Consider the following 20,466-nt stretch of genomic DNA (forward strand, 5'->3'; position numbering starts at 1 on the left):
GGGCGATAATTATGACCGACTCACCCGTTGTTCTTTTTTGGATTCAACACCTTTCCAAGACCTATTACATCGGCGATGTGGCCGTACAAGCCCTAAAAAATATCGATTTAGAATTATACGAGGGGGAATTTGTCGTGCTGTTGGGCGCTTCGGGAAGCGGCAAATCAACCTTGCTAAATATTTTGGGGGGTTTAGATATTCCGAGTACGGGCGAAATTTTTTTTCGGGGCAAAAATCTCACCACCGCTAATGAAGCGCAACTCACCCGTTACCGCCGCAACCATGTGGGCTTTGTGTTCCAATTTTATAATTTGATCCCAAGTCTGACAGCGTCAGAAAACGTTGCTCTCGTGACGGATTTGGTGGCCCATGCCATGGCACCAACGGAGGCTTTGACCTTAGTGGGTTTAGAGAATCGCCTCGATCATTTCCCAGCTCAACTATCGGGGGGCGAGCAACAACGGGTCGCGATCGCCCGGGCGATCGCCAAACAACCAGAGGTTTTGCTCTGCGACGAACCGACGGGCGCTTTAGATTTTCAAACCGGGAAACGGGTGCTGCAGGTGCTTGAACAGATTAATCGCGACCTCGGTACTACCGTCGCTGTAATTACCCATAATGCCGGGATTGCGGCCATGGCTGACCGGGTCTTGCGGATGCGTAGTGGGGAAATTGTCGCCGTCGAAACGAACGCGATTAAACAATCACCATTGCTTTTGGAGTGGTAGGAATGGTTGCACCGCTGGATCGGAAGTTATGGCGAGACCTACAGGCCCAGTGGGGTCAACTTTTGGCGATCGCCCTCGTGGTGGCCTGTGGCATTGCTTGTTTTGTGATGATGCTCAGTGCTTACCATTCCCTGGTGCTGACCCAAACGGCCTACTATGAACGCTATCGGTTTGGCGAAGTGTTTGCGGAACTGAAGCGTGCGCCCCAAAGCCTACAATCACAAATTGCCATCAACGCAGTTCAGGAAGTACAAACCCGGATTGTTGCCGATGTCACCCTCAATGTACCGGGACTCTTAGAACCGGCCACAGCGCGGTTAATTTCCTTGCCTCCTAAACGCGAGGGGATGCTCAATGGTTTGTTTTTGCGCAGTCCAGGCACTTTTCCCGATCCTCAACAACCAGAGGAAGTGCTAATCAGTGAAGCCTTTGCGATCGCCAATCAGATCCAAGTGGGCGATCGCCTGGGGGCAATTCTCAATGGTCGCTGGCAAAACCTCCGGGTCACGGGCATTGCCCTCAGCCCTGAATATATCTATGCGGTTTCCGGGGGGAATATTTACCCAGACGACAAACGTTTTGGCATTCTCTGGGCCAACGAAACCGCCTTAAGTCATGCTTTTGGCCTTGATGGTGCTTTTAATAGCGTGGTGCTCACGTTGACTCCTGGGGCTAATGAACGGGCCGTGATTACCCAGTTAGATCACCTCCTCGAACGGTATGGCGGCTTGGGGGCCTATGGTCGCCGTGATCAATTTTCTCACCGGATTGTGAGCGATGAAATTCAGAGTTTAGAAGTTTCTGCCACGATCCTACCGACAATCTTTTTGGCGATCGCCGCTTTTTTGCTCCATATTTTAATCTCCCGCCTGATTGCCATCCAAAGGGGACAAATTGCCGTGCTCAAGGCCTTTGGCTATACCAATGTCCAAGTGGGCTGGCATTACCTCAAATTCATGTTGCTGGTTTTTAGTGGTGGTGCTGTTTTGGGGTTATCCTGCGGGCTTTGGCTCGGACAAGGTTTAACCCAACTATACGCAGACTTTTTCCATTTTCCCTTCCTGCGCTATGAAGCCAGTGCCCTGCTTATCATCACCACCTTGCTTATTAGTGGCGGTGCGGCCTGTATTGGTGGATTGATGGCGGTACGGGAAGCGATTCTCTTACCCCCAGCCGAGGGCATGCGACCCAAACAACCCGTGACATTTCGCGCCACCATGGTCGAAAGATTGGGCTTACAACGGTTTTTTTCGCCAGCCGGACGGATTATTCTCCGCAATCTCGAACGTCGTCCCCTCCGCGCTAGCTTATCGATCCTCGGCATTGCTGTGGCTGTGGCTATTTTACTAACGGGGTTTGGCCTGCAAGGATCCATGACGGCTTTAATGGATATCCAATTCCAAACCGTGCAGCGCGAAGACATGACCTTAACGTTTAATCAACTGTTGCCCTATCGCAGCCGCTATCACCTGCGCCACCTCCCAGGCATTCTCAAGACAGAGGTTTTTCGGTCGGTGCCAGTGCGGTTACGCCACGGCCACTATCAATATCGCCTGGCGATTACCGGCCTCGAACCCCAAGGGGAATTACGACAACTCGTTAACCGTCAACTGCAACCTGTATCTTTACCACCAGCAGGTCTGGTCTTGGGCACAAAGTTGGGGGAAATCCTTCATATTCAACCCGGCGATCGCCTCGGAGTCGAAGTCCTTGAGGGGAAGCGCCAACAAACACAAACCTGGGTGATGGGCTTAGTGGATGAACCGATTGGCCTATCGGCCTACATGAATTTAGCAGCGCTGAATCAAATGCTGGGTGAAGGCCAGGTCATTTCCGGGGCCTATGTTCTCATTGACTCCCACATGAAAGAACAACTTTACCAAGCCCTCAAACAACTACCAGCCATTGAAGGCATTGCGTTTCGGGAAGCTCTGTTAGAAAGTTTCCAAGCCATTAGCGGCGAAAGCCTCCAGATTATGACCGGTATTATTGTCCTCTTTGCCTGCATTATCACTTTCAGTGTGGTTTACAATTCAGCGCGCCTTGCCCTGTCCGAAAGAAACCACGAGTTAGCCACTCTGAGGGTGATGGGATTTACCCAAACCGAAATTGCTTTTATCCTCCTGGGGGAACAAACTCTGCTCACATTCATCGCCGTTCCCTTGGGTTTGGGGCTGGGGGTGCTGCTGCTCTGGCTACTGGTGCAAGCTTACAATACGGAGCTTTATCGTCTACCGTTAACCCTAAATTCCGGTATCTATAGGCTGACGGCTTTGATCGTCATTGTCACGTCTCTCATCTCCAATCTGCTCATTTATTCCCAGCTTCAGGCCCTGAATTTAGTGACCGTCTTAAAAATTCAAGAGTAATCTTTTGATCAATATTGGGTCAGCCAAATGGAGCCGATGGCGGCATGGTCTTCGTATTGGGTGGTCGTTTGATAGCTATCTTGGCGATCAGGATAAATACCTGCGTAATCGCTTAGGGTCCATTGATTAGAGCGGAAGAAGAGCCAGGATGTTTGGTCAGTGCTGAAAGGGGAGTCGGCAAATTGAATCAATTCTCGACTTTCATTTTCTGTGCTGTAGCTGAGGGTCGCGGGGCCATAGGCGGCGATCGCCTCGGAGAGGGGAGTGCCAGGGCCAACCCCTGCAGCGGTACGGTAACTGGGATTGTCCACCATAATCCGAATAATTTTGTCCTGGTCGCTGGGGAGATTGTCACCGCTGTCCCCATCAAAGGCCACCACAAACTGGGCTGCACCGTAGAGATTCACTTGCCAGCCGGCGGGCAGATCGACCCCCAAAGGTACAGCTTCCAAGGTGGCTGCTTCGGGAAGTTGGGCTTTGAACTCCTTAAAAGTCATTCCTAGACGGGCAGGCCCGACCCCCTCGGCAGTAATTAGATAATCTGCACTGGGCGATCGCACACCGAGATCCGCACAGCCATTGGGGACGCCATCGATCAAACTAGCAGAAACAAGCCGCAGGCTATAGCCATCCCAATAATATTCAGAGTCCTCTAGGCAAGTCCCTGCGCCGTTAAATTTATAGCCATTGCTGAGAATGCTAGTTTCTGGGTCAAAGGTGGGAAAGCCAGCGAGGGCCAAGCGGGAATGGGTGATGGTTTCGCCGTCAACATAAACAAATTCATAGGCCCCCTGGTAGGCCGCCATAAAGCACAGCACACTCACCAAGTATTGATCATCTCCCTGTTGATACACCGTCGTGTCATCGAGATTAGCGGCCAAATTATCGTTATCCAGGCAGAGACCGAGACTGGTTTGCTGATCCACGACCCGCTGGAAAATACTGGCTTTTTCTGATCCAGTCACCGTGCGGGCGATCGCCACTGGGATCGGTGGGGTGATCCCCGGCTCTGGGGTAGGAAGACTCGGCTCAGGTTCGGTTGGGATCTGCTTTAAAACAGCCCCGAAGCCCGGTTGGGATATGGAAGGCTCAATACTGGCGGTGGTGCGGTTCCCGAAAAACTGATAGGCGGCGATCGCACTAAAAATAAAGGCCGTGGCAGGGAGGGTGTAATAGTAAAATTTTTGCATGGTGGACAGGGCTCCTGGGTAATCACTTTAAATTTCAGTCAAACATTCCAGCCAAAAAAAACGCTAGAGACAGAGTTGTGCGGAATAGGTCTGGGAACCCCGACCCGGTTGACAGCGCCAGGTCACTTGGCGATCGCGGACTGTCCAGATACCATTGGCATTTTTATTGAGGGAAATCGTAAACCGTTGCCCCCGCACCGAATCATCCAACAGACCTTCTTGGGTGATCGTCACCGTAGAGCGTTGGGGGTTTTCCACCGTATCGTTTTGTCGTTCGATGCTGACCCGAAAACTCTCTGGAGTGTAACCAAGGCCTTTTGCCGTTGCCAAAGCCACCATGAGCGGATCTTGGGCCGCCCCCTGGTTGTTAGCAAATAGGAGTGGCTCGCTCGCCTGGGCCAATAACGTCGCCTGATCAAATAAATTCACCAAAGACGCCTTGTTCACGCTTTGCACCTCAACGATCCCCGGCACATCCGGCGCTTCGTACCAACCATAGGCCACATCAAACTGGCTTTGAATTTCCGCAAAAACCACATCAATGCCATTAATTGATGCCCGACTGACCTTCGGATTTGGCCCCACGGTGCGCCCCTGGGCAAATTCTTGGAGGGTTAAATTTTGGGGGTTGGGTTGCCGCCGGAGGGTCTGGGGATAAATCGCATCTGTCCCTAGCACGGGCGTTCCTTGGGCAAGGCAACGAATCAAATTAAAATCTCCCGGCCTGAGGATTGAAATGCTGCCATCATTGCGGAGCATCGTCCGGAAATTTCGGGGAATTTCCAGTTGGATACCAAATTGCTCGAACTTAACAATACGGGTTGCATCAACGGCGCTTAAATCATTCGTATTCCGACACACCCCTTGACTGGTGGCCGGTGGTAGCTGTCGTGAAATGCCAATTCCCCCAAGGGCGATCGCCCCAGCGATCATTAAACAATTGCCAACTAATTTTTTGTTCATCATCACACCTTTGCCGATAACCTTCTGACTTCAACAGATTTAAAATTCGGAGATTTATCTACACCGACGATCCCAAGCCAAAAAAGTTTTTCTCGTTTACTAATGCCCCCAGCTTAAACAGGATTTTTCTGGCCTCAACGACGGTTACATTTTTTGTGACATAAGTTCGAAAGCCGCAAGGCAATTGCCTATAAAAATCCAAAAGACAAGATTAAGATTTCTTAAGGCCATTTTCTGGCTCATTGAAGACTTTGATGACAAGTTGTTAACCTAAATTTATCGATTTTTTATAAATTTCTCCCCTGCAACTAAACAATTAACCCCTAGAAAAAATGCAGACCTGGCGCACTTCCTGGAGTCATATTTAAAACGAATCAGCCTGACATGAAAATTTGGTTCAGAATAACCAAAAACTTCAATATTTTTTCTATACTTGATTTAGTGTGGAGCGATCTACACAGCACGATATGAACATGACGTAACAAATTTCAGCAAATAAGCGGACTTTGTTTACCCGGCCTTGATCAACAATTGAAGCGCAGTCGAACAAGAGGAGAAAACAATGAATTTACCCAGCAATAAAGACGAGCTAGTCACCCAACTGCACCAGCAAATTGACGAAGCCTCTCGCAATATCGATGAATTAAAGCTCCAAGCTAATCTTGCCAAGGCGGAAGCGAGATCTGCCTTTGAAGCGAACATTGCCGCCCTCGAATCCCAGAAAGTTAAGTTGCAAGAACAGGTCAATCACCTGAAACACAGTACAGATAATGCTTGGCAAGAACTCGCAGAAGGGTGTCAGAAGTCTTGGCATGAGTTTCAAAGTGCGGTGCAAAAGGCGATCGCCCAGTTCAAGGCATAACTCTCCATATTCATTGAGAACGCCTTTTAATCTCTCCCATAAAAAAACCCTAAAACCCCATCCCACCGGAGTTTTAGAGTTGATGATCACGATTGCTCGTGTAGAGGAGAATAAAACTTGGACAAACTTGTAGAAAACTTATAGATAACCCTAGAGGGCATTCACGGCGATCGCCCCGATGGTACCCGTCCCGAGCAACCCTAAGATCTTCATCCCTAAGGCCCCAAGACTTGCCCCCTGCTGGGAACGTCGTTTGAGAAAACTGTAGATGTGGGGCGCACCAGCTAGGAAAAAGAGAATCGCAACAATACCCGCATTTTGAGAAGCTGGGGTTTGTTTTTTGGTGATCGGTTGACGGGACATAGTGAGTACCTAAGAATGCAACGGAGGTTAGGCCATGAAACCTAGGCGGTGGCCATTGGATTTCGCGAGGCGAATTAGATTTTGTCGCGTTTTTGCGTCGAGGCCGACGGTGTTGCAAAAGTTGGTGATCGTCTTGCAATGAAGACCAATGACTTTACCACGGGTTTTGTTAAAACGGGCTGTACCCATGACTTTGCGAATCAAGATAACCAGGGAACCAAACATTGCAACTAGCCTCGTAAAACGACAAATAACTGGGAAAAAACTAAAAAATTAGAGTTGGAACAAGAGATTGATCAGGGTGTCGCCACCAATCAATTCCGTTGCGATGAGCGCCACAAAACCAATCATTGCCAGGCGGCCATTTAACTTTTCGGCGTAGGCTGTCCAGCCGGCGGTATGTTCTGTATCAACGTAGACTTCAGGCTCGATTGCAAAGCTGTTGAGTTGACCGAATTCGTTGGAAGTATAACCAGTAGCCATTGAGGGAACCTCGTGCTTGCTTACATGAATAAATATAACAGAGTGTAAACAAATGTTGCAAGTTATTGACGAAAAAATATTTTTCTGGGTTAAAGGCCGTCAAAGTCCTATTTGCCCCAAACAGTAGTAACCCCAATCCTTATTAGGGGATCGGGGTAGAGCAATAACGGTTGAAAAAACGATGTTAAGCCTTGGGGTTTTGTAACAAAACTCTGTTACAAACCGACAATAATCTGAGCCATCGCCCAGGCGAGACCAAGACTTGTTAGGTACTGGGGCAACAGCGATCGCCAGGATTGTTTACTCATTTTTTTCGTGAGCACAAAAGTACAGAGCGTTGCAAAGATCAGGGTTGAACCCTGGAGAAAGGCAATCACGGCGGGATGGGCGACAACAATCGGTAAGGTGCTGCCCTGGAGACCGAAGGTGGCCATGGTTACGGGTAAAATTTGGCCAGCTTCCCCTAAACCGAGACGGAGATAATGGGCGAGGCTCCCCCCCAAAACCAAGGGCAGATAGCCATAGGCCAATTGTAAAAAGGGTTTTGCCTTGGGGGGAGAATTTAAAAATTGCACCACAGCCCCTGTTAATAGGACTACTCCAGCGGGTACTCCCAAGGCGGCGATCGCCAATCCCAGGTGGGGCCAAAATTGGCTGAGGTCTAAATTTAAACCCAGGACTTGATTAATTTCTGGCAGCCGATGGAGAAAGATTCCCCCCAGTAGTAACAATAAAAGGGCTACTTCATAGGTGCGAGGCCGGTGGGTTGTCCAGAGTTCAATGGCTGGGGGCCGCAAGTTTACCGCGACTGACCGATGGGGGCAGGCCTTGAGGCAGGTCATACACAGTACACAATCACGGTTGTCCTCCAGTTGGGCCGGGTGGGAATAGAGGGGACAGCCCGCCGTTTCTAAGCCTTCACCCTTTTGGGGGCCGCCTTTATAACATTGATAGGTGCTACATTCCGCTGAACAAGTGCCCTGTTGCGCCCGCAACTCCGTCATCGAGAGTTTTGCAAAGAGGCCATTCATGCCGCCGATGGGACAAAGATAGCGACACCAAAACCGCCGCTCAAAGATCGCCGAGCAGATCATCGCCCCGGCAGTAATAATAATCAGCAACCAAGCCGAAAGATAAGCCGTATTTTGTAAATCCCACAGTTCTTCCCAAAGGAAAATCAGGGCAAATAAGCCAAAGAGAAACCAACCGCTCCATTTTTCTGCCTGCTGACGGGGCCAGGGTTTGAGGTCGCGCTTTAGGAGTTCAGTGGTAATTTTTTGGGTAATTTCCCCGTAGATCATAAACGGACAAACGGCACACCAAAGACGACCGACAAAGGGAAAGGCGAGGAGCACCAGGGGCCACCACCAAGCCCAAAAGAAATTCAGCGCAAAATTTTGGTCGCGGGTTTGGGGGGCGAGAAACAGAACGGCAATAATCAACGGAAAGGCGATCGCCGTAAAACCATAGTTAATGCGGTCGGGCCACCAAGCACTCCGGAGAAAGCGGCGGAAAGCAGGATAGGCATTAAGTAAATTGAGGCGAAAGCGTTTTTGTTTCCCCTGGGCTGACCAAAAAATTTCTTCGGTGAGTATTGACCCTTGATCTGATTGAACAATGGCCCGTTCTACCAGGTTTTGCAGTTCGCGGATATTGTTCGGGAAATCATAGGACTGGAGGCGACGGAGGGCTTCGGGGGTGAGGGTCGGTTTATCGAGGCCCTTCGCCCGGCAAAATAAGCTGGTGTAATATTCCACCTGAGCCGCGAGATCTGCTTTGCGCACCCGCAGCGGTGGCACTTTAATTGTTTCGGAAAAATGGCGGGCCACGGCGGGGAGTTGTCGTTCGGCGATCGCCACCAATTTTGCCGCCGTTTGTTGGGGGACAGGTTCTGGATCACCGGGGCGACTGATGGGGGTATAGGTCTGGGTTTCGATTAACATGGCGACTTTATCGATCAGTTCCGGGGGCAATTCTTCAATTTTGTTGAGGATTAGGGTGCCTTTTCCCAGCCATGCCAAGAGACCTTTTTTACCATCGGTGCGGCCAAAGAGTTCAGCACCACTTTTTTGGAGAATGCTGCAATCGATTTTAATAATCGGCTGTCGGCGTCGGGGCGAACCGTAGTGAATCAAGGCGGCTAAATTATCTTTTTCTAAACCCGGTTCCCCAAAAATGTAAATGGATCGATCATGGGTGCCCGCCTCACGAATTTGTTGCCGCAGGCGTTTAGCGTAGCGACTTTTGCCCACAACCCCCCGTTTTGCTTTGGTGACAAGGTAGGGGCGCAAAATTTCCTGCTGTTGCTGTTCCTGTTGGAGAGCTTGGGCGACTTCTGCCAGCTCCTGGGCGAGATCCTGGGAAAAGGCCTGGGTAATTTCAGGATAGTTTTGGATCAGGTCTTGCCACTGTTGGCGCGGCATAAACCACACTTCTGTGTCGGTGACGGTGGCGATCGCCTCTTGGGAAGCTTCATTAAGGAGTAAAGGCCGCAGATTGATCGTACTGCCTCTGGTTAGGGGGTTGGTCTCTGGTGCAGCCGCGCTTTTGTGGCTGATCACCTCCCCGGAAATCAGGATATACAAACCTTGGGGAGCTTGGTCGATCTCGCTGAGGGTCTGTTGGGGAGGGAGGGTTTGCCTTTGGAGTGCCGTGGCGATCGCCCCTAGGGTTTCCAGCGACAGACAACCGAGACTGGTGCGTTCTTGCAACCAAATCAAACGTTCCTGGATGGTCATGTTTATTTTCCTCCAACCCTTGCTCCCCCAGCTTATCGAATCTGACGGAGTAGATTAATTCCCCAGCGGAACAAGCTACAGTGGAACCAATGACCCGCCAGAAAAACGAGCTTATGAAAACAAGACAACTAGGCCAAAGTGCCGTCCAAATCACCCCGATTATTCTCGGTACTTGGCAAGCGGGCAAGCGCAATTGGGCGGATATTGACGACCAAGAAATTGTGGCCGGGATCCGTGCCGCCGTAGATGCAGGCATTACGACCATCGATACCGCTGAAATTTATGGCGATGGAGATTCTGAACGTCGGGTCGCCGAGGCGATCGCCCCCCAACGGGATCAAGTGACCCTATTAACGAAAGTCTTTGCCAATCACCTCCACCACGACCAGGTGATCACCGCCTGCGAAAATTCCCTCAACAGGCTCCAGACAGACTACATCGATCTGTACCAAATCCACTGGCCAGCGGGAACGTGGAATTCTGACCTGGTGCCCATCGCTGAAACCATGGCCGCCCTGAACCAATTGAAAGAACAGGGCAAAATTCGCGCCATTGGTGTGTCTAATTTTTCCTTGGCGCAACTCCAGGAAGCTATGGAACACGGCCAAATCGATAGTATTCAACCGCCCTATTCTTTATTCTGGCGGGCCATTGAACGGGAAATTCAACCTTTCTGTGCGGCCCAGCAGATTTCGATCCTCGCCTACTCTTCCTTGGCTCAGGGTCTGCTCACGGGGAAATTTGGCCCCGATCACCAGTTTGCGGCGGGGGATCACCGCTCCCACAACCGTCTCTATGCTGACCCAGAAAATTATCAACGGGTACAAACGGCCCTCGGACTCCTGAAACCGATCGCCACGACAAAAAATTGCACCTTAGCCCAACTGGCGATCGCCTGGCTGATTCGGCAGCCCCAAACCAATGCCATCGTCGGCGCGCGCAATGCTCAACAGGCGATCACCAATGCCCAGGCCATCGATGTCGAGTTAACAGCTAAAGATCTCGAAGCCATTGACCATATCGGACGGACAGTAACCGATCCTCTAGACGAAAATCCGCTCCTATGGAACTGGTAAGCACCAGGAAATTCAAATCCTTTGGCTATACTGAAGGCAAGTTTCAGCGCTCTGCATCAACCCAATGAAAGCTTTAATTTTGGCCCTGGGGATTTCCTGTCTGGCGATCCCCGTCGCGGCCCAGGGAACCTGTCTCCGGATTAGCGATTTTTATACCACCTGCCAAGATGGTCGGGGCAATCAATACAGTATCCAGACCTTTGGCCCCAATACCTTTATCAACGGCAATTCCTACTACTCCCGCTCGCCCTATTACCATAGCTACCCTGGGTCTAGCGCCCATCGACGACCAGGCGATCGCCCCTGGAAACCAGCCCACTACCGACGGCCGACTAGCCACCATACTTATTCTTTTAGTAATACTTTCAAAAGCAAGAAAAGTCGCCCTTGGCAATATGAACCCTATTGGCAACAGCCTTGGAAAAAAGAGCCTAGTTCATCACCCCAATTCAGCACCTATTGGCAGCGTAACCCCTGGCAACGGCCCACCTACCACAACGACCAAAATATCTACCTCGACACCCGCTGGTAAATAAACTTTCAACGGCCCTAAAAGTTCGCCAACAATTAAGAGTTAAGAATCAGGGCAAAAAAAGGCGATCGCCACCGGTGATTTATTTTCTGTGTCTCCTAAACATCGAAGCGCCAAAAATCCAGTACGATAAAGCGGTACTTTTGCGTCCGTTGCTATGGCACAGTTTCCTTTGTCTACTGTTTCCCTGCGCCGTTGGTTGCCCTGGGGTTTAGGTGGCCTAACAATTATCACTTCCCTTGGCATCCTCGGATTTAGGCATTATCAACGCCAACAAGTCTCTTTTATCAGCACTTCCGTCGCCATTAGCAACAGCACCCTCGCCACAATTGCCACTGATGCAGCCAAGGCGATCGCCCCCGTCCCCCAAACCAAAACGACCGTCATCACCCTTAAAGCCGTTGGGGATATGGCCCCAGGGACTCGCTACTCTAAAACGCCCCAAGTCGAACAGAAAATGCAAATGTTTGCCGGGGTCGAAGGCCAGCTCGGTTGGAGCGATCTCCTTATCGGCAACCTAGAAACAACCCTTACCAATCATCCCTACGCCGCAAAAGATATCAGTCGCCCCAATGTCTTTGCTTTTCGGACGGCCCCTAGCTACGCCAATCTCCTCAAGGATGCAGGGTTCCAAGCCCTTAGCATTGCGAACAACCACACCTTCGACTACGGACAAACAGGCTTTCAAGATACCCAAACGACTCTTACAGACACTGGCATTGCCCCCATTGGCGTTAAAAACCAAATCCATTACCACCAACACAAAGACCTCACCGTCGCCCTCATCGGTTTTAGCACTTACCAATATCACAATACGGTTCAAGATCTGAATGCCGCCGTCGCTCTGGTCAAGGAAGCCGACGCCAAAGCCGACATTATCGTGATCTCTGTCCATGCTGGTGCCGAAGGTATGGGGGCAAATCGCGTCCGGCCTGGTACGGAATGGTTTTTTGGGGAAAACCGTGGCGACCTCCACAAATTTTCCCGGACTCTGATTGATGCCGGAGCAGATTTAATTGTTGGCCATGGCCCCCATGTGCTCCGGGCAGTGGAGCTTTACCAAGGTCGTTTGATCGCCTATTCCCTCGGTAATTTCGTCGCCGATGGTGCCCTATCAGTGGCCAGTACCCTCGCCGAAAGCGTCATTTTAGAGGTTTCGATGAGTAGTGAGGGGCGTTTTCTGAAGGGGAAACTTCATCCTGTGCGCCTCAACGGTCAGGGATTTCCGTTTTACGATGCCACGGGGACAGCGATTAAGCGGATGCAACAGTTGACCCAGCGGGATTTTCCGGAGACTTCTTTAACGATTCAAGCAGATGGCCAGCTTTTACCAAGAACGCTGTAACCCTTGATGGTGAAGGATTTTCAAAAAAGTTGCGCTCAAAAACTGCATAAGCAAAATTTTCGGTCACTATCACCTGGCAACACACAACAATCAATCAACAGGTAACTGACCCATGACTACTTTCGCTTTCTCCCGCCCCCAGTCCCTCAAACTTGCTGCCGCTGGTGCTTTCCTTGCCCTCGGTGTCCTGAGTATCGCTCAACCCGCTAAAGCCGATAATGTTTCTAGCAGCACAATGATTTCTGAACAGACCAGTGCCGCTGTTGGCGTCGGCAACTCTACTTCTAACACCATGGGCCAATCGAATTTCCAAAACCAAAGCGGTTTCTTTAGTGGTGGTAACAACGGTTCCCAGTCAACGATTGTCGGTTCCCAGACTGCCGTGGCTGATGGCTTTTTCAACAATGTCAATAACAACCTCGGTCAATCCAGCACCCAGCTCCAATCCGATGCCTTTGGGTTTGGCAATAATGCCAGTGTTGCCCAGGTGGGTGCAAGCCAAACAGGTGCGGGAATTGGTTTCGGCAACAACGTTAGCAACAGCAGCTTCCAGAACAGTTTCCAAAACCAGAGCTCTCTCTTCTCTTTTTAAAAAAGGCGATCGCCAAGGTGGTGGTGTGATGGCACAAAGCACATCATTGCCTTGGTCAAAACCTGCCAGCACAATCTTCTCCCTAACATGGCTAATCTGTTAGGGGGCTTTTGCGGTGAGTAGATAAATAAAATACTGCATCTGTTCTGGGACGTGGCAACTATCAAGCAGTACCACAACAGAGCAGGCCAGTCCGATGATTATCACTACTTTTCTCCGTCACCACTCCCTCAAACTCGCCCTTACCTTCGCAATCTTTGGTTTCTTATGCTGGCTTTATTGCCTTTCGCCCCTGACCCTCAACCTTAGTCAACTCCAGCAAGTCGCCATCTACATTGGCCTCGAAGTTTTGTATGATATGCTGCGCCACTGGTGTTTAAAGTTGGTACAAAGTGGTTGCGATCGCCTCCGCCATGTCTCTCCCTTTGTGAACGATTTGTTTGCAGTTGTGACCAAACTGGCAACCGATGGCCGTAATTTTAAAATTCATCTCCCCACAGTTACGGGACAAATGTGGACGATTTATCCCCTGCGTGTTCTTTCTTAAAAAGTCAAGTCTGCTCTAAGCTTTGTGGCTGTGGTATCGCCAACAAATTTCAAAAATAACTGTTCTTAGACTGTCGTTTCCCCCAGAAAGTTCCGCCATTTCCCGATAAATAGACCTTTCCAGACAATTCCTGCCAAAACGAAAAATACTTGCTACAGTGAGGAGGATTGTAAAGTTTTCTTTACAAAACACTACGAAAAGAAACAACTTTATTGTTCGCTCACAGACAGGAAGTATCTATGCGTTTTACAAAAACCCTCGCCCTCAGTCTCGCCCTTGGTAGCACCCTTGGCTTTAGTACCGTTGCCCAAGCAGGGGACTATGGTAGCTACGGAGACAAAACCAAGCCCATGACCGAGGCTGAAGCGCCTGCACCTGCAGCGGCAATGACAGCACCGACCATTGTGGACATTGCTGCTAGCAACGATGCTTTTTCGACCCTTGTGGCGGCAGTTTCTGCGGCTGACCTCGTCGAGACCCTTGCTGGCGAAGGCCCTTTTACTGTTTTTGCTCCCACCAATGATGCTTTTGCAGCCCTGCCCGATGGCGTGCTCGAAAGCCTTTTACTCCCTGAAAATAAGGAAATCCTCACTCAAATTTTGACCTACCACGTGGTCAGCGGTAATGTCATGTCCACTGATCTCAGTGCTGGGGCTGTCACCACCGTTGAAGGTAGTGATGTGGTGATCTCCCTCGATGATGGCGTGAAAGTCAACAATGCAAATGTTGTCATGGCAGATATCGAAGCTAGTAATGGCGTTGTCCATGTGATCGATACCGTGATTGTGCCCCCTGCATTAATGGCAGAATTGGAAACATCTAGTGAAACTAGCGAGAATCTCTAGGTTGATCTCAGCATAGTGATTTAACACCACAACTATTTAGGTTATCTGTAAAACCACGGCATCGGGCTGTGGTTTTCTTTTTGACTCATTTAAAACCCAACTGTGGTTTTGCTGTTGAGGATCTGGCCTGGAAAGGGTTCTGAAATTCTCGACAGGTCTATTTATAATGTTTAGGCACTTTTCTCAAAATTGGCGATCGCCCCCATGAGCAAATCTGACCAAATCCGCATCCGTGGCGCAAGACAGCACAACTTAAAAAATGTGGATCTCGATTTGCCGCGTAACCAGTTGATTGTGTTTACGGGGGTGTCGGGTTCGGGGAAGTCGTCCTTGGCGTTTGACACGATTTTTGCGGAGGGGCAGCGCCGTTATGTGGAATCCCTTAGCGCTTACGCCCGGCAGTTTTTGGGGCAGTTGGACAAGCCCGATGTGGACGCGATTGAAGGTTTGAGTCCAGCGATCTCCATTGACCAAAAATCCACCTCCCATAACCCCCGCTCCACCGTCGGCACGGTCACGGAAATTGCCGATTATCTGCGGTTACTCTTCGGGCGGGCGGGTGAACCCCACTGCCCCCACTGCGATCGCCCGATTGCGCCCCAGACCATCGATGAGATGTGTGATCGGGTGTTGGCACTGCCGGATCGGACAAAATTTCAGTTGCTTTCCCCGATTGTGCGCCACCAAAAGGGAACCCACAAAAAGACCCTTTCCAGTATTGCCTCCGAGGGGTTTGCAAGGGTCAGAATTAATGGGGAAACCCGCGAACTCAGTGACAATATTTCCCTCGATAAAAATCACTATCACACCATTGAAATTGTGGTGGATCGTTTGGTGAAAAAAGAGGGGATTCAGGAGCGTTTAGTTGATTCTTTAAGTACCTGTTTGAAACATTCCGAAGGGACAGCAATTGTTGATTTAATTGAGACGGGTGAACAGATTATTTTTTCCGAAAATTTTGCCTGTCCTGAACATGGCGCAGTCATGGAAGAATTATCGCCCCGTTTGTTCTCTTTTAACTCCCCCTATGGGGCTTGTCCCGCTTGCCACGGGTTAGGCAGTCATCGGCGTTTTTCCCCTGATCTCGTCATTCCTGACCCAAAACAACCCCTCTATGCGGCGATCACCCCTTGGTCGGAAAAAGAAAATACCTATTATTTATCGTTGCTGTATAACCTTGGGCAAAACTTCGGTTTTGAGATCCAAACACCTTGGGAAAAATTAAAAAAGAACACCAAGAGATTTTGCTACATGGCACCGAAGAACCCATTTGGTTTGAGGAGGAATCCCGCTATGGGGGCGGCAAAGGTTATTATCGCCATTATTCGGGAATTTTAAAACTATTAGAACGCAATTATGAAGATACAAATTCCGATGCGATCAAAGATAAACTGGAAAAATATTTAATTAATCAACCCTGTGAAATTTGCCACGGAAAACGCCTTAAACCAGAAGCATTATCCGTCCGTTTAGGGCAATATAATATCGACGAATTGACCAGCGTTGCCATCCGCGACTGTCTCGAACGGGTCGAAAATTTAGAGTTAAGCGATCGCCAAAAATTGATTGGGGAATTAGCCCTCAAAGAAATTCGGGCGCGGTTACAATTCCTGCTGGATGTCGGCTTAGATTACCTCACCCTTGATCGCGCTGCCATGACCCTCTCCGGCGGCGAAGCCCAGCGCATCCGCCTTGCCACCCAGATCGGTGCCGGGTTAACGGGGGTTTTGTATGTGCTCGATGAACCCAGTATCGGACTCCACCAGCGGGATAATGAGCGACTGTTGCAAACCCTCAAAAAATTGCGGGATCTCGGCAATACTTTAATTGTCGTGGAACATGACGAAGACACGATCCGCACCGCCGATCACATCGTTGATATTGGGCCAAAAGCGGGGGTACATGGCGGCGAAATTGTCTTTCAAGGCAGTTTTGATAAATTTCTCAAAAATAAAATATCCCTCACCAGCGCCTATCTCTCCGGCAGACAAAAAATTGAAATGCCCCCAGAGCGACGGGAAGGCAACGGCGGCAGACTACGCCTTGAAAATTGCACGAAAAATAATCTCAAGGGCATCAATGTAGAAATTCCCCTCGGTAAATTGGTGTCGGTGACGGGGGTTTCCGGTTCGGGAAAATCGACCCTGATGAATGAATTGCTTTATCCAGCGTTGCAACATAGCTTGAATCGCAACGTACCTTTTCCGAAGGAATTGGGCGATGTCAAAGGCCTAAAATCCATCGATAAGGTGATCGTCATTGATCAATCCCCCATCGGCCGGACACCCCGCTCTAATCCAGCGACCTACACGGGCATTTTTGACCCGATTCGGAATCTATTTGCGGAGACGGTAGAGGCGAAAACCAGAGGTTATAAAAAAGGGCGGTTTTCGTTCAACGTGAAAGGGGGACGCTGCGAGGCTTGTGGTGGTCAAGGGGTGAATGTGATCGAGATGAATTTTTTGCCGGATGTCTATGTGCAATGCGAGGTGTGCAAGGGGGCACGCTATAACCGCGAAACGCTTCAGGTGAAATTTAAGGGCTATTCCATTTCGGATGTGCTGAACATGACGGTGGAGGAAGCCTTGGAAGTTTTTGAAAACATTACGGCGGCGGCAAATCGCTTGCAAACTCTGGTGGATGTGGGTTTGGGATATATTCGCTTGGGGCAACCGGCGCCGACCCTCTCCGGTGGGGAAGCGCAACGGGTGAAACTGGCTTCGGAATTATCCAGGCGGGCAACGGGTAAAACCCTTTATCTGATTGACGAACCGACGACGGGTTTATCGTTTTACGATGTGCATCACCTGTTAAATGTGTTGCAACGGCTGGTGGATAAGGGAAATTCGGTGCTGGTGATTGAGCATAATTTGGATGTGATTCGCTGTAGTGATTGGTTGATTGATCTGGGGCCAGAGGGTGGCGATCGCGGCGGAGAAATTATTGCGACGGGTACACCAGAGGATTTAATTAAAGTCAAAGAATCCTACACAGGTCAATTCCTCAAACCGCTATTAACGAAGAAATAATAAACGGCGATCGCCAACACATTCAGTACAATAACGAGTAGCACGAAAAAAAGTGTATTGCTGTCGGCAGGTGATTTTATGAAGCCCGAAATACTTAAGCAAAGTTTTGTCCTTTCTAGCCTCGAAAAATGCCGTGATCAGCTTGAAAAATTTGGGGTAAAGTCACTCGCTCTATTTGGTTCTACTGCCCGTGATGAAGCGACTATCGATAGCGATTTAGATTTTTTAGTAGAGTTTGATACTGAACTCACATTTGATATTTATATGGATTTTAAATTTTTTCTTGAGGAGCTATTTAACTGCAAAGTAGATCTTGTCATCAAAGAAGACCTCAAACCCCAAATTAGAGAAAATATCCTTAAACAAGCGATTTATGTCCCGTAGTCTTCGTCTCTATCTCACCGATATTCTCAAGAGCATTACAAAAATCCAAAACTATGCCGAGAATTTAACCTATGAAGAGCTTTGTGAGGACAGTCGAAGCCTTGATGCGATCGCCCACAATTTGCAAATTATTGGCGAAGCAACAAAACAAATTCCCGATTCTCTACGCGATCAATATCCACAAATTGAGTGGAAGAAGATTGCTGGCTTGAGGGATATTATTGCCCACACTTATTTCCGTGTGAATACTAAAATTGTTTGGAGCATTATACAAACAAAATTAAATCCTCTCCAAACTTGCATTCAACTCATGCTTGAGAACGAAAATCTTTCTTAGATTAATCTTGATAATGACTTAATTGCAAAAACTATTGCTACAATCTTCCTAAGATTATCTAATGTAAACTAATGAATCGCGGCGGCGAGATTATTGCGACGGGCACACCAGAGGATTTAATTAAAGTCAAAGAATCCTACACAGGTCAATTCCTCAAACCGCTATTAACGAAGAAATAATAAACGGCGATCGCCTTTTTTGTTGATACTATTGACACTAACGCACTGAGAATGAAGTCTAAAATGGTTTCATAGTGAACAGGAGCAGTTGTAATGGCGATGGTCACAGCAGTTTCCCAGGAATCTTCCCTAGCTGAATTTTTGGAGTTACCTGAAACCAAACCAGCAAGCGAATATATCAACGGGAAAATTCATCAAAAACCAATGCCCCAAGGAAAGCACAGTACATTGCAAGGTCGTTTAGTGGCGGAAATTAATCGCGTTGGACAGCCTGAAAAATTAGCCTATGCTTTTCCTGAATTGCGCTGTACCTTCGGCGATCGCTCCCTTGTACCTGATATTGCGGTGTTCGAGTGGCCCAATATTCCTGTAGACGAAAATGGCGAAATCCAAAATCGGTTTTCTGTTGCCCCAGATTGGGTGATTGAAATTCTCTCTCCAGAACAAAATCCCCCCAGAGTCATCGAAAAAATTCTTTTTTCTCTGCAACAAGGGACAAAACTCGGTTGGCTCATTGCCCCAGAGGACTACTCAGTTACCATTTTTTACCCCGATAAACTCGCTGAATTTAAAGAACAGGATGATCCGCTTCCCGTTTTGCCAGCGATCGCCCCTTGGCAACTCACCGCCACAGAGCTATTTTCCTGGTTACGCCTCATGTGAAGCTTAGGGCGACAAATTATTCCTTCAAATTGGGGAGATCGCCAGTTAACAGAAAATCGTGGCCGATGGATTGAAGCTGGACATTTTCGAGGGCGATCGCCTCGTCCATGAGCGTCAAACCCAAATTCCCCACGGGGGTCGGTGCCCCTTGGCCACCAATAATTTTCGGGGCGATGAAAGCCATCACCTTTTGGATACTGCCAGAGGCGATCGCCGCCGCCGCGAGGGTGCCGCCGCATTCCCACAACACCTGCAAACAACCCCGATCATAGAGATATTGCATCACGCCTTCAGGGGAAACCGGATCGAGGTGTACCACTTCCACGCGCCGTTGCTGGAGGAAAGCCTGCATCTCTGGATTCGCTGTGGCCTGGGTCAAAACTACCGTCGGGGCAGCGGTCACATCCCACAAATGGCGATCGCGGGGCAGGGTTAAAGTTTGGCTCACAACAATGCGCAAAGGATTATGGTCAGCGGTACCATGGGTCGTTAAATAAGGATTATCAAGGCGTACTGTATTGCCCCCGACAACCACCGCATCACACTGGGAACGGAGGTCATAGACCTGGTTGCGGGTTTCCTGGTGAGTAATCCAAGCACTGTGGCCCGTGGTCGTGGCAATTTTTCCATCGAGGGTCATGGCATATTTCAAAATACCAAGGGGACGCTGATGCAACATCCGCCAAATAAAACCCGCATTTAAGGCCCGACAAGCAGCCTCTTCGACACCTGTTACAACTTCGATGCCCGCATCCGTGAGGGTTTTTAAACCGCCCCCTGCCACTAAAGGATTCGGATCGACCATGCCCACTACCACTTTGGCGATGCCCGCTTTGACCACAGCTTGACTACAGGGGGGGGTTCTGCCGTGGTGGTTACAGGGTTCTAGACTGACATAGAGCGTTGCGCCTTTGGCGGCTGTCCCTGCCTCCCGGAGTGCAAACACCTCTGCATGGGGTTGACCTGCCCCCGGATGAAATCCTTCACCAATAATGTTTTGATCTTGAACGACCACAGCGCCCACCAGCGGGTTTGGGGCGGTTTTTCCGGCTGCCTGCTTTGCTAACGTAATACAGCGTTGCATCATGGCACGATCAAAGTCAGTTCCAACGGGGGCAGCGTTTGAGGTCATGGGGGAAGGCAACATTTAAACTTAAAAATTCTTTCCCATTGTAGGCAAGAACCGAGGGGCAAACATAGGGTCAAAGGTTAACCGATGGTGGAGAAATTCAGGTGATTTA

19 protein-coding genes and 1 pseudogene are annotated in these 20,466 nt (G+C 49.5%); 13 read left to right on the forward strand and 7 right to left on the reverse strand.

Annotation, left to right across the window (positions count from 1 at the left end; genetic code table 11):
- Nucleotides 1-11: 11 nt before the first annotated feature.
- Nucleotides 12-728 carry an ABC transporter ATP-binding protein gene (locus AACR41_RS07115; RefSeq protein WP_030007149.1) on the forward strand — a complete coding sequence of 239 codons (717 nt, stop codon included), beginning with the start codon at nucleotides 12-14 and terminating at the stop codon, nucleotides 726-728.
- A gap of 2 nt (nucleotides 729-730) precedes the next feature.
- Nucleotides 731-3,097 (forward strand): ABC transporter permease, encoded by a 2,367-nt coding sequence (locus AACR41_RS07120; protein WP_030007150.1) that lies wholly within the window; start codon nucleotides 731-733, stop codon nucleotides 3,095-3,097.
- An 8-nt stretch (nucleotides 3,098-3,105) separates the two neighbouring features.
- On the opposite strand, the gene AACR41_RS07125 is transcribed toward AACR41_RS07120, so the two are convergent.
- The gene (locus AACR41_RS07125) at nucleotides 3,106-4,287 is read right to left on the reverse strand and encodes a DUF1176 domain-containing protein (protein WP_052349667.1); all 1,182 of its coding nucleotides are present in this window, start codon (nucleotides 4,285-4,287) and stop codon (nucleotides 3,106-3,108) included.
- Between the two features lie 63 nt (nucleotides 4,288-4,350).
- Nucleotides 4,351-5,253: a hypothetical protein gene (locus AACR41_RS07130; protein WP_152550996.1), complete on the reverse strand. Its 903-nt coding sequence runs from the start codon at nucleotides 5,251-5,253 to the stop codon at nucleotides 4,351-4,353.
- 559 nt (nucleotides 5,254-5,812) lie between these two features.
- Between AACR41_RS07130 and AACR41_RS07135 the strand changes: the two genes are divergently transcribed.
- Nucleotides 5,813-6,112: a hypothetical protein gene (locus tag AACR41_RS07135; RefSeq protein ID WP_030007153.1), complete on the forward strand. Its 300-nt coding sequence runs from the start codon at nucleotides 5,813-5,815 to the stop codon at nucleotides 6,110-6,112.
- Between the two features lie 150 nt (nucleotides 6,113-6,262).
- Here the strand turns inward: AACR41_RS07135 and AACR41_RS07140 are convergent, their stop codons facing one another.
- From AACR41_RS07140 to AACR41_RS07155, 4 genes are all read right to left on the reverse strand, one after another.
- Nucleotides 6,263-6,475, reverse strand: coding sequence for a hypothetical protein (locus AACR41_RS07140; RefSeq protein ID WP_030007154.1), 213 nt, complete (start codon nucleotides 6,473-6,475; stop codon nucleotides 6,263-6,265).
- A gap of 27 nt (nucleotides 6,476-6,502) precedes the next feature.
- Nucleotides 6,503-6,700 (reverse strand): cyclic electron transport protein PGR5, encoded by a 198-nt coding sequence (gene pgr5 / locus AACR41_RS07145; RefSeq protein WP_012307091.1) that lies wholly within the window; start codon nucleotides 6,698-6,700, stop codon nucleotides 6,503-6,505.
- 48 nt (nucleotides 6,701-6,748) lie between these two features.
- Nucleotides 6,749-6,958, reverse strand: a complete 210-nt coding sequence (locus AACR41_RS07150) for a chlorophyll a/b-binding protein (RefSeq protein ID WP_012307090.1) — start codon at nucleotides 6,956-6,958, stop codon at nucleotides 6,749-6,751.
- 215 nt (nucleotides 6,959-7,173) lie between these two features.
- Nucleotides 7,174-9,696: a sigma 54-interacting transcriptional regulator gene (locus AACR41_RS07155; protein WP_030007155.1), complete on the reverse strand. Its 2,523-nt coding sequence runs from the start codon at nucleotides 9,694-9,696 to the stop codon at nucleotides 7,174-7,176.
- Between the two features lie 113 nt (nucleotides 9,697-9,809).
- Between AACR41_RS07155 and AACR41_RS07160 the strand changes: the two genes are divergently transcribed.
- The 10 genes and pseudogenes from AACR41_RS07160 to AACR41_RS07205 all read left to right on the forward strand — a co-directional run bounded on the left by AACR41_RS07160 (nucleotide 9,810) and on the right by AACR41_RS07205 (nucleotide 19,225).
- Nucleotides 9,810-10,772, forward strand: coding sequence for an aldo/keto reductase (locus AACR41_RS07160; RefSeq protein WP_030007156.1), 963 nt, complete (start codon nucleotides 9,810-9,812; stop codon nucleotides 10,770-10,772).
- Between the two features lie 64 nt (nucleotides 10,773-10,836).
- Nucleotides 10,837-11,304, forward strand: coding sequence for a hypothetical protein (locus AACR41_RS07165; protein WP_030007157.1), 468 nt, complete (start codon nucleotides 10,837-10,839; stop codon nucleotides 11,302-11,304).
- Between the two features lie 157 nt (nucleotides 11,305-11,461).
- Nucleotides 11,462-12,649: a CapA family protein gene (locus AACR41_RS07170; RefSeq protein WP_223209924.1), complete on the forward strand. Its 1,188-nt coding sequence runs from the start codon at nucleotides 11,462-11,464 to the stop codon at nucleotides 12,647-12,649.
- A 112-nt stretch (nucleotides 12,650-12,761) separates the two neighbouring features.
- Nucleotides 12,762-13,241, forward strand: a complete 480-nt coding sequence (locus AACR41_RS07175; protein ID WP_030007159.1) for a hypothetical protein — start codon at nucleotides 12,762-12,764, stop codon at nucleotides 13,239-13,241.
- 196 nt (nucleotides 13,242-13,437) lie between these two features.
- A complete protein-coding gene (locus AACR41_RS07180) occupies nucleotides 13,438-13,788 on the forward strand; it encodes a hypothetical protein (RefSeq protein ID WP_012307084.1) in 351 nt (116 codons plus the stop codon).
- Nucleotides 13,789-14,027: 239 nt separating this feature from the next.
- The gene (locus tag AACR41_RS07185) at nucleotides 14,028-14,633 is read left to right on the forward strand and encodes a fasciclin domain-containing protein (protein WP_030007160.1); all 606 of its coding nucleotides are present in this window, start codon (nucleotides 14,028-14,030) and stop codon (nucleotides 14,631-14,633) included.
- 204 nt (nucleotides 14,634-14,837) lie between these two features.
- A pseudogene (gene uvrA, locus AACR41_RS07190) lies at nucleotides 14,838-17,662 on the forward strand (excinuclease ABC subunit UvrA).
- A gap of 78 nt (nucleotides 17,663-17,740) precedes the next feature.
- Nucleotides 17,741-18,046, forward strand: coding sequence for a nucleotidyltransferase family protein (locus AACR41_RS07195; RefSeq protein ID WP_030007161.1), 306 nt, complete (start codon nucleotides 17,741-17,743; stop codon nucleotides 18,044-18,046).
- Nucleotides 18,036-18,383, forward strand: coding sequence for a HepT-like ribonuclease domain-containing protein (locus tag AACR41_RS07200; protein ID WP_030007162.1), 348 nt, complete (start codon nucleotides 18,036-18,038; stop codon nucleotides 18,381-18,383). Before AACR41_RS07195 ends, AACR41_RS07200 begins: the two co-directional genes overlap by 11 nt.
- Before the next feature lie 272 nt (nucleotides 18,384-18,655).
- Nucleotides 18,656-19,225, forward strand: coding sequence for a Uma2 family endonuclease (locus tag AACR41_RS07205; protein WP_030007163.1), 570 nt, complete (start codon nucleotides 18,656-18,658; stop codon nucleotides 19,223-19,225).
- A 16-nt stretch (nucleotides 19,226-19,241) separates the two neighbouring features.
- Here the strand turns inward: AACR41_RS07205 and ribD are convergent, their stop codons facing one another.
- Complete coding sequence (gene ribD / locus AACR41_RS07210) at nucleotides 19,242-20,372, reverse strand: bifunctional diaminohydroxyphosphoribosylaminopyrimidine deaminase/5-amino-6-(5-phosphoribosylamino)uracil reductase RibD (RefSeq protein WP_445260567.1); 1,131 nt, start codon at nucleotides 20,370-20,372, stop codon at nucleotides 19,242-19,244.
- Nucleotides 20,373-20,466: the final 94 nt, after the last annotated feature.

Origin of the sequence: Picosynechococcus sp. NKBG042902, assembly GCF_963864045.1 — a bacterium.
Lineage (GTDB): Bacteria > Cyanobacteriota > Cyanobacteriia > Cyanobacteriales > MRBY01 > MRBY01.

What these genes read in the sequence shown, in the direction of transcription:
- AACR41_RS07115 (WP_030007149.1), top strand. Translation starts at nt 12, where the DNA reads ATGACCGACTCACCCGTTGTTCTTTTTTGGATTCAACACCTTTCCAAG.
- AACR41_RS07120 (WP_030007150.1), top strand. Translation starts at nt 731, where the DNA reads ATGGTTGCACCGCTGGATCGGAAGTTATGGCGAGACCTACAGGCCCAG.
- AACR41_RS07125 (WP_052349667.1), bottom strand. Translation starts at nt 4,287, where the DNA reads ATGCAAAAATTTTACTATTACACCCTCCCTGCCACGGCCTTTATTTTT.
- AACR41_RS07130 (WP_152550996.1), bottom strand. Translation starts at nt 5,253, where the DNA reads ATGATGAACAAAAAATTAGTTGGCAATTGTTTAATGATCGCTGGGGCG.
- AACR41_RS07135 (WP_030007153.1), top strand. Translation starts at nt 5,813, where the DNA reads ATGAATTTACCCAGCAATAAAGACGAGCTAGTCACCCAACTGCACCAG.
- AACR41_RS07140 (WP_030007154.1), bottom strand. Translation starts at nt 6,475, where the DNA reads ATGTCCCGTCAACCGATCACCAAAAAACAAACCCCAGCTTCTCAAAAT.
- pgr5 (WP_012307091.1), bottom strand. Translation starts at nt 6,700, where the DNA reads ATGTTTGGTTCCCTGGTTATCTTGATTCGCAAAGTCATGGGTACAGCC.
- AACR41_RS07150 (WP_012307090.1), bottom strand. Translation starts at nt 6,958, where the DNA reads ATGGCTACTGGTTATACTTCCAACGAATTCGGTCAACTCAACAGCTTT.
- AACR41_RS07155 (WP_030007155.1), bottom strand. Translation starts at nt 9,696, where the DNA reads ATGACCATCCAGGAACGTTTGATTTGGTTGCAAGAACGCACCAGTCTC.
- AACR41_RS07160 (WP_030007156.1), top strand. Translation starts at nt 9,810, where the DNA reads ATGAAAACAAGACAACTAGGCCAAAGTGCCGTCCAAATCACCCCGATT.
- AACR41_RS07165 (WP_030007157.1), top strand. Translation starts at nt 10,837, where the DNA reads ATGAAAGCTTTAATTTTGGCCCTGGGGATTTCCTGTCTGGCGATCCCC.
- AACR41_RS07170 (WP_223209924.1), top strand. Translation starts at nt 11,462, where the DNA reads ATGGCACAGTTTCCTTTGTCTACTGTTTCCCTGCGCCGTTGGTTGCCC.
- AACR41_RS07175 (WP_030007159.1), top strand. Translation starts at nt 12,762, where the DNA reads ATGACTACTTTCGCTTTCTCCCGCCCCCAGTCCCTCAAACTTGCTGCC.
- AACR41_RS07180 (WP_012307084.1), top strand. Translation starts at nt 13,438, where the DNA reads ATGATTATCACTACTTTTCTCCGTCACCACTCCCTCAAACTCGCCCTT.
- AACR41_RS07185 (WP_030007160.1), top strand. Translation starts at nt 14,028, where the DNA reads ATGCGTTTTACAAAAACCCTCGCCCTCAGTCTCGCCCTTGGTAGCACC.
- AACR41_RS07195 (WP_030007161.1), top strand. Translation starts at nt 17,741, where the DNA reads ATGAAGCCCGAAATACTTAAGCAAAGTTTTGTCCTTTCTAGCCTCGAA.
- AACR41_RS07200 (WP_030007162.1), top strand. Translation starts at nt 18,036, where the DNA reads ATGTCCCGTAGTCTTCGTCTCTATCTCACCGATATTCTCAAGAGCATT.
- AACR41_RS07205 (WP_030007163.1), top strand. Translation starts at nt 18,656, where the DNA reads ATGGCGATGGTCACAGCAGTTTCCCAGGAATCTTCCCTAGCTGAATTT.
- ribD (WP_445260567.1), bottom strand. Translation starts at nt 20,372, where the DNA reads ATGTTGCCTTCCCCCATGACCTCAAACGCTGCCCCCGTTGGAACTGAC.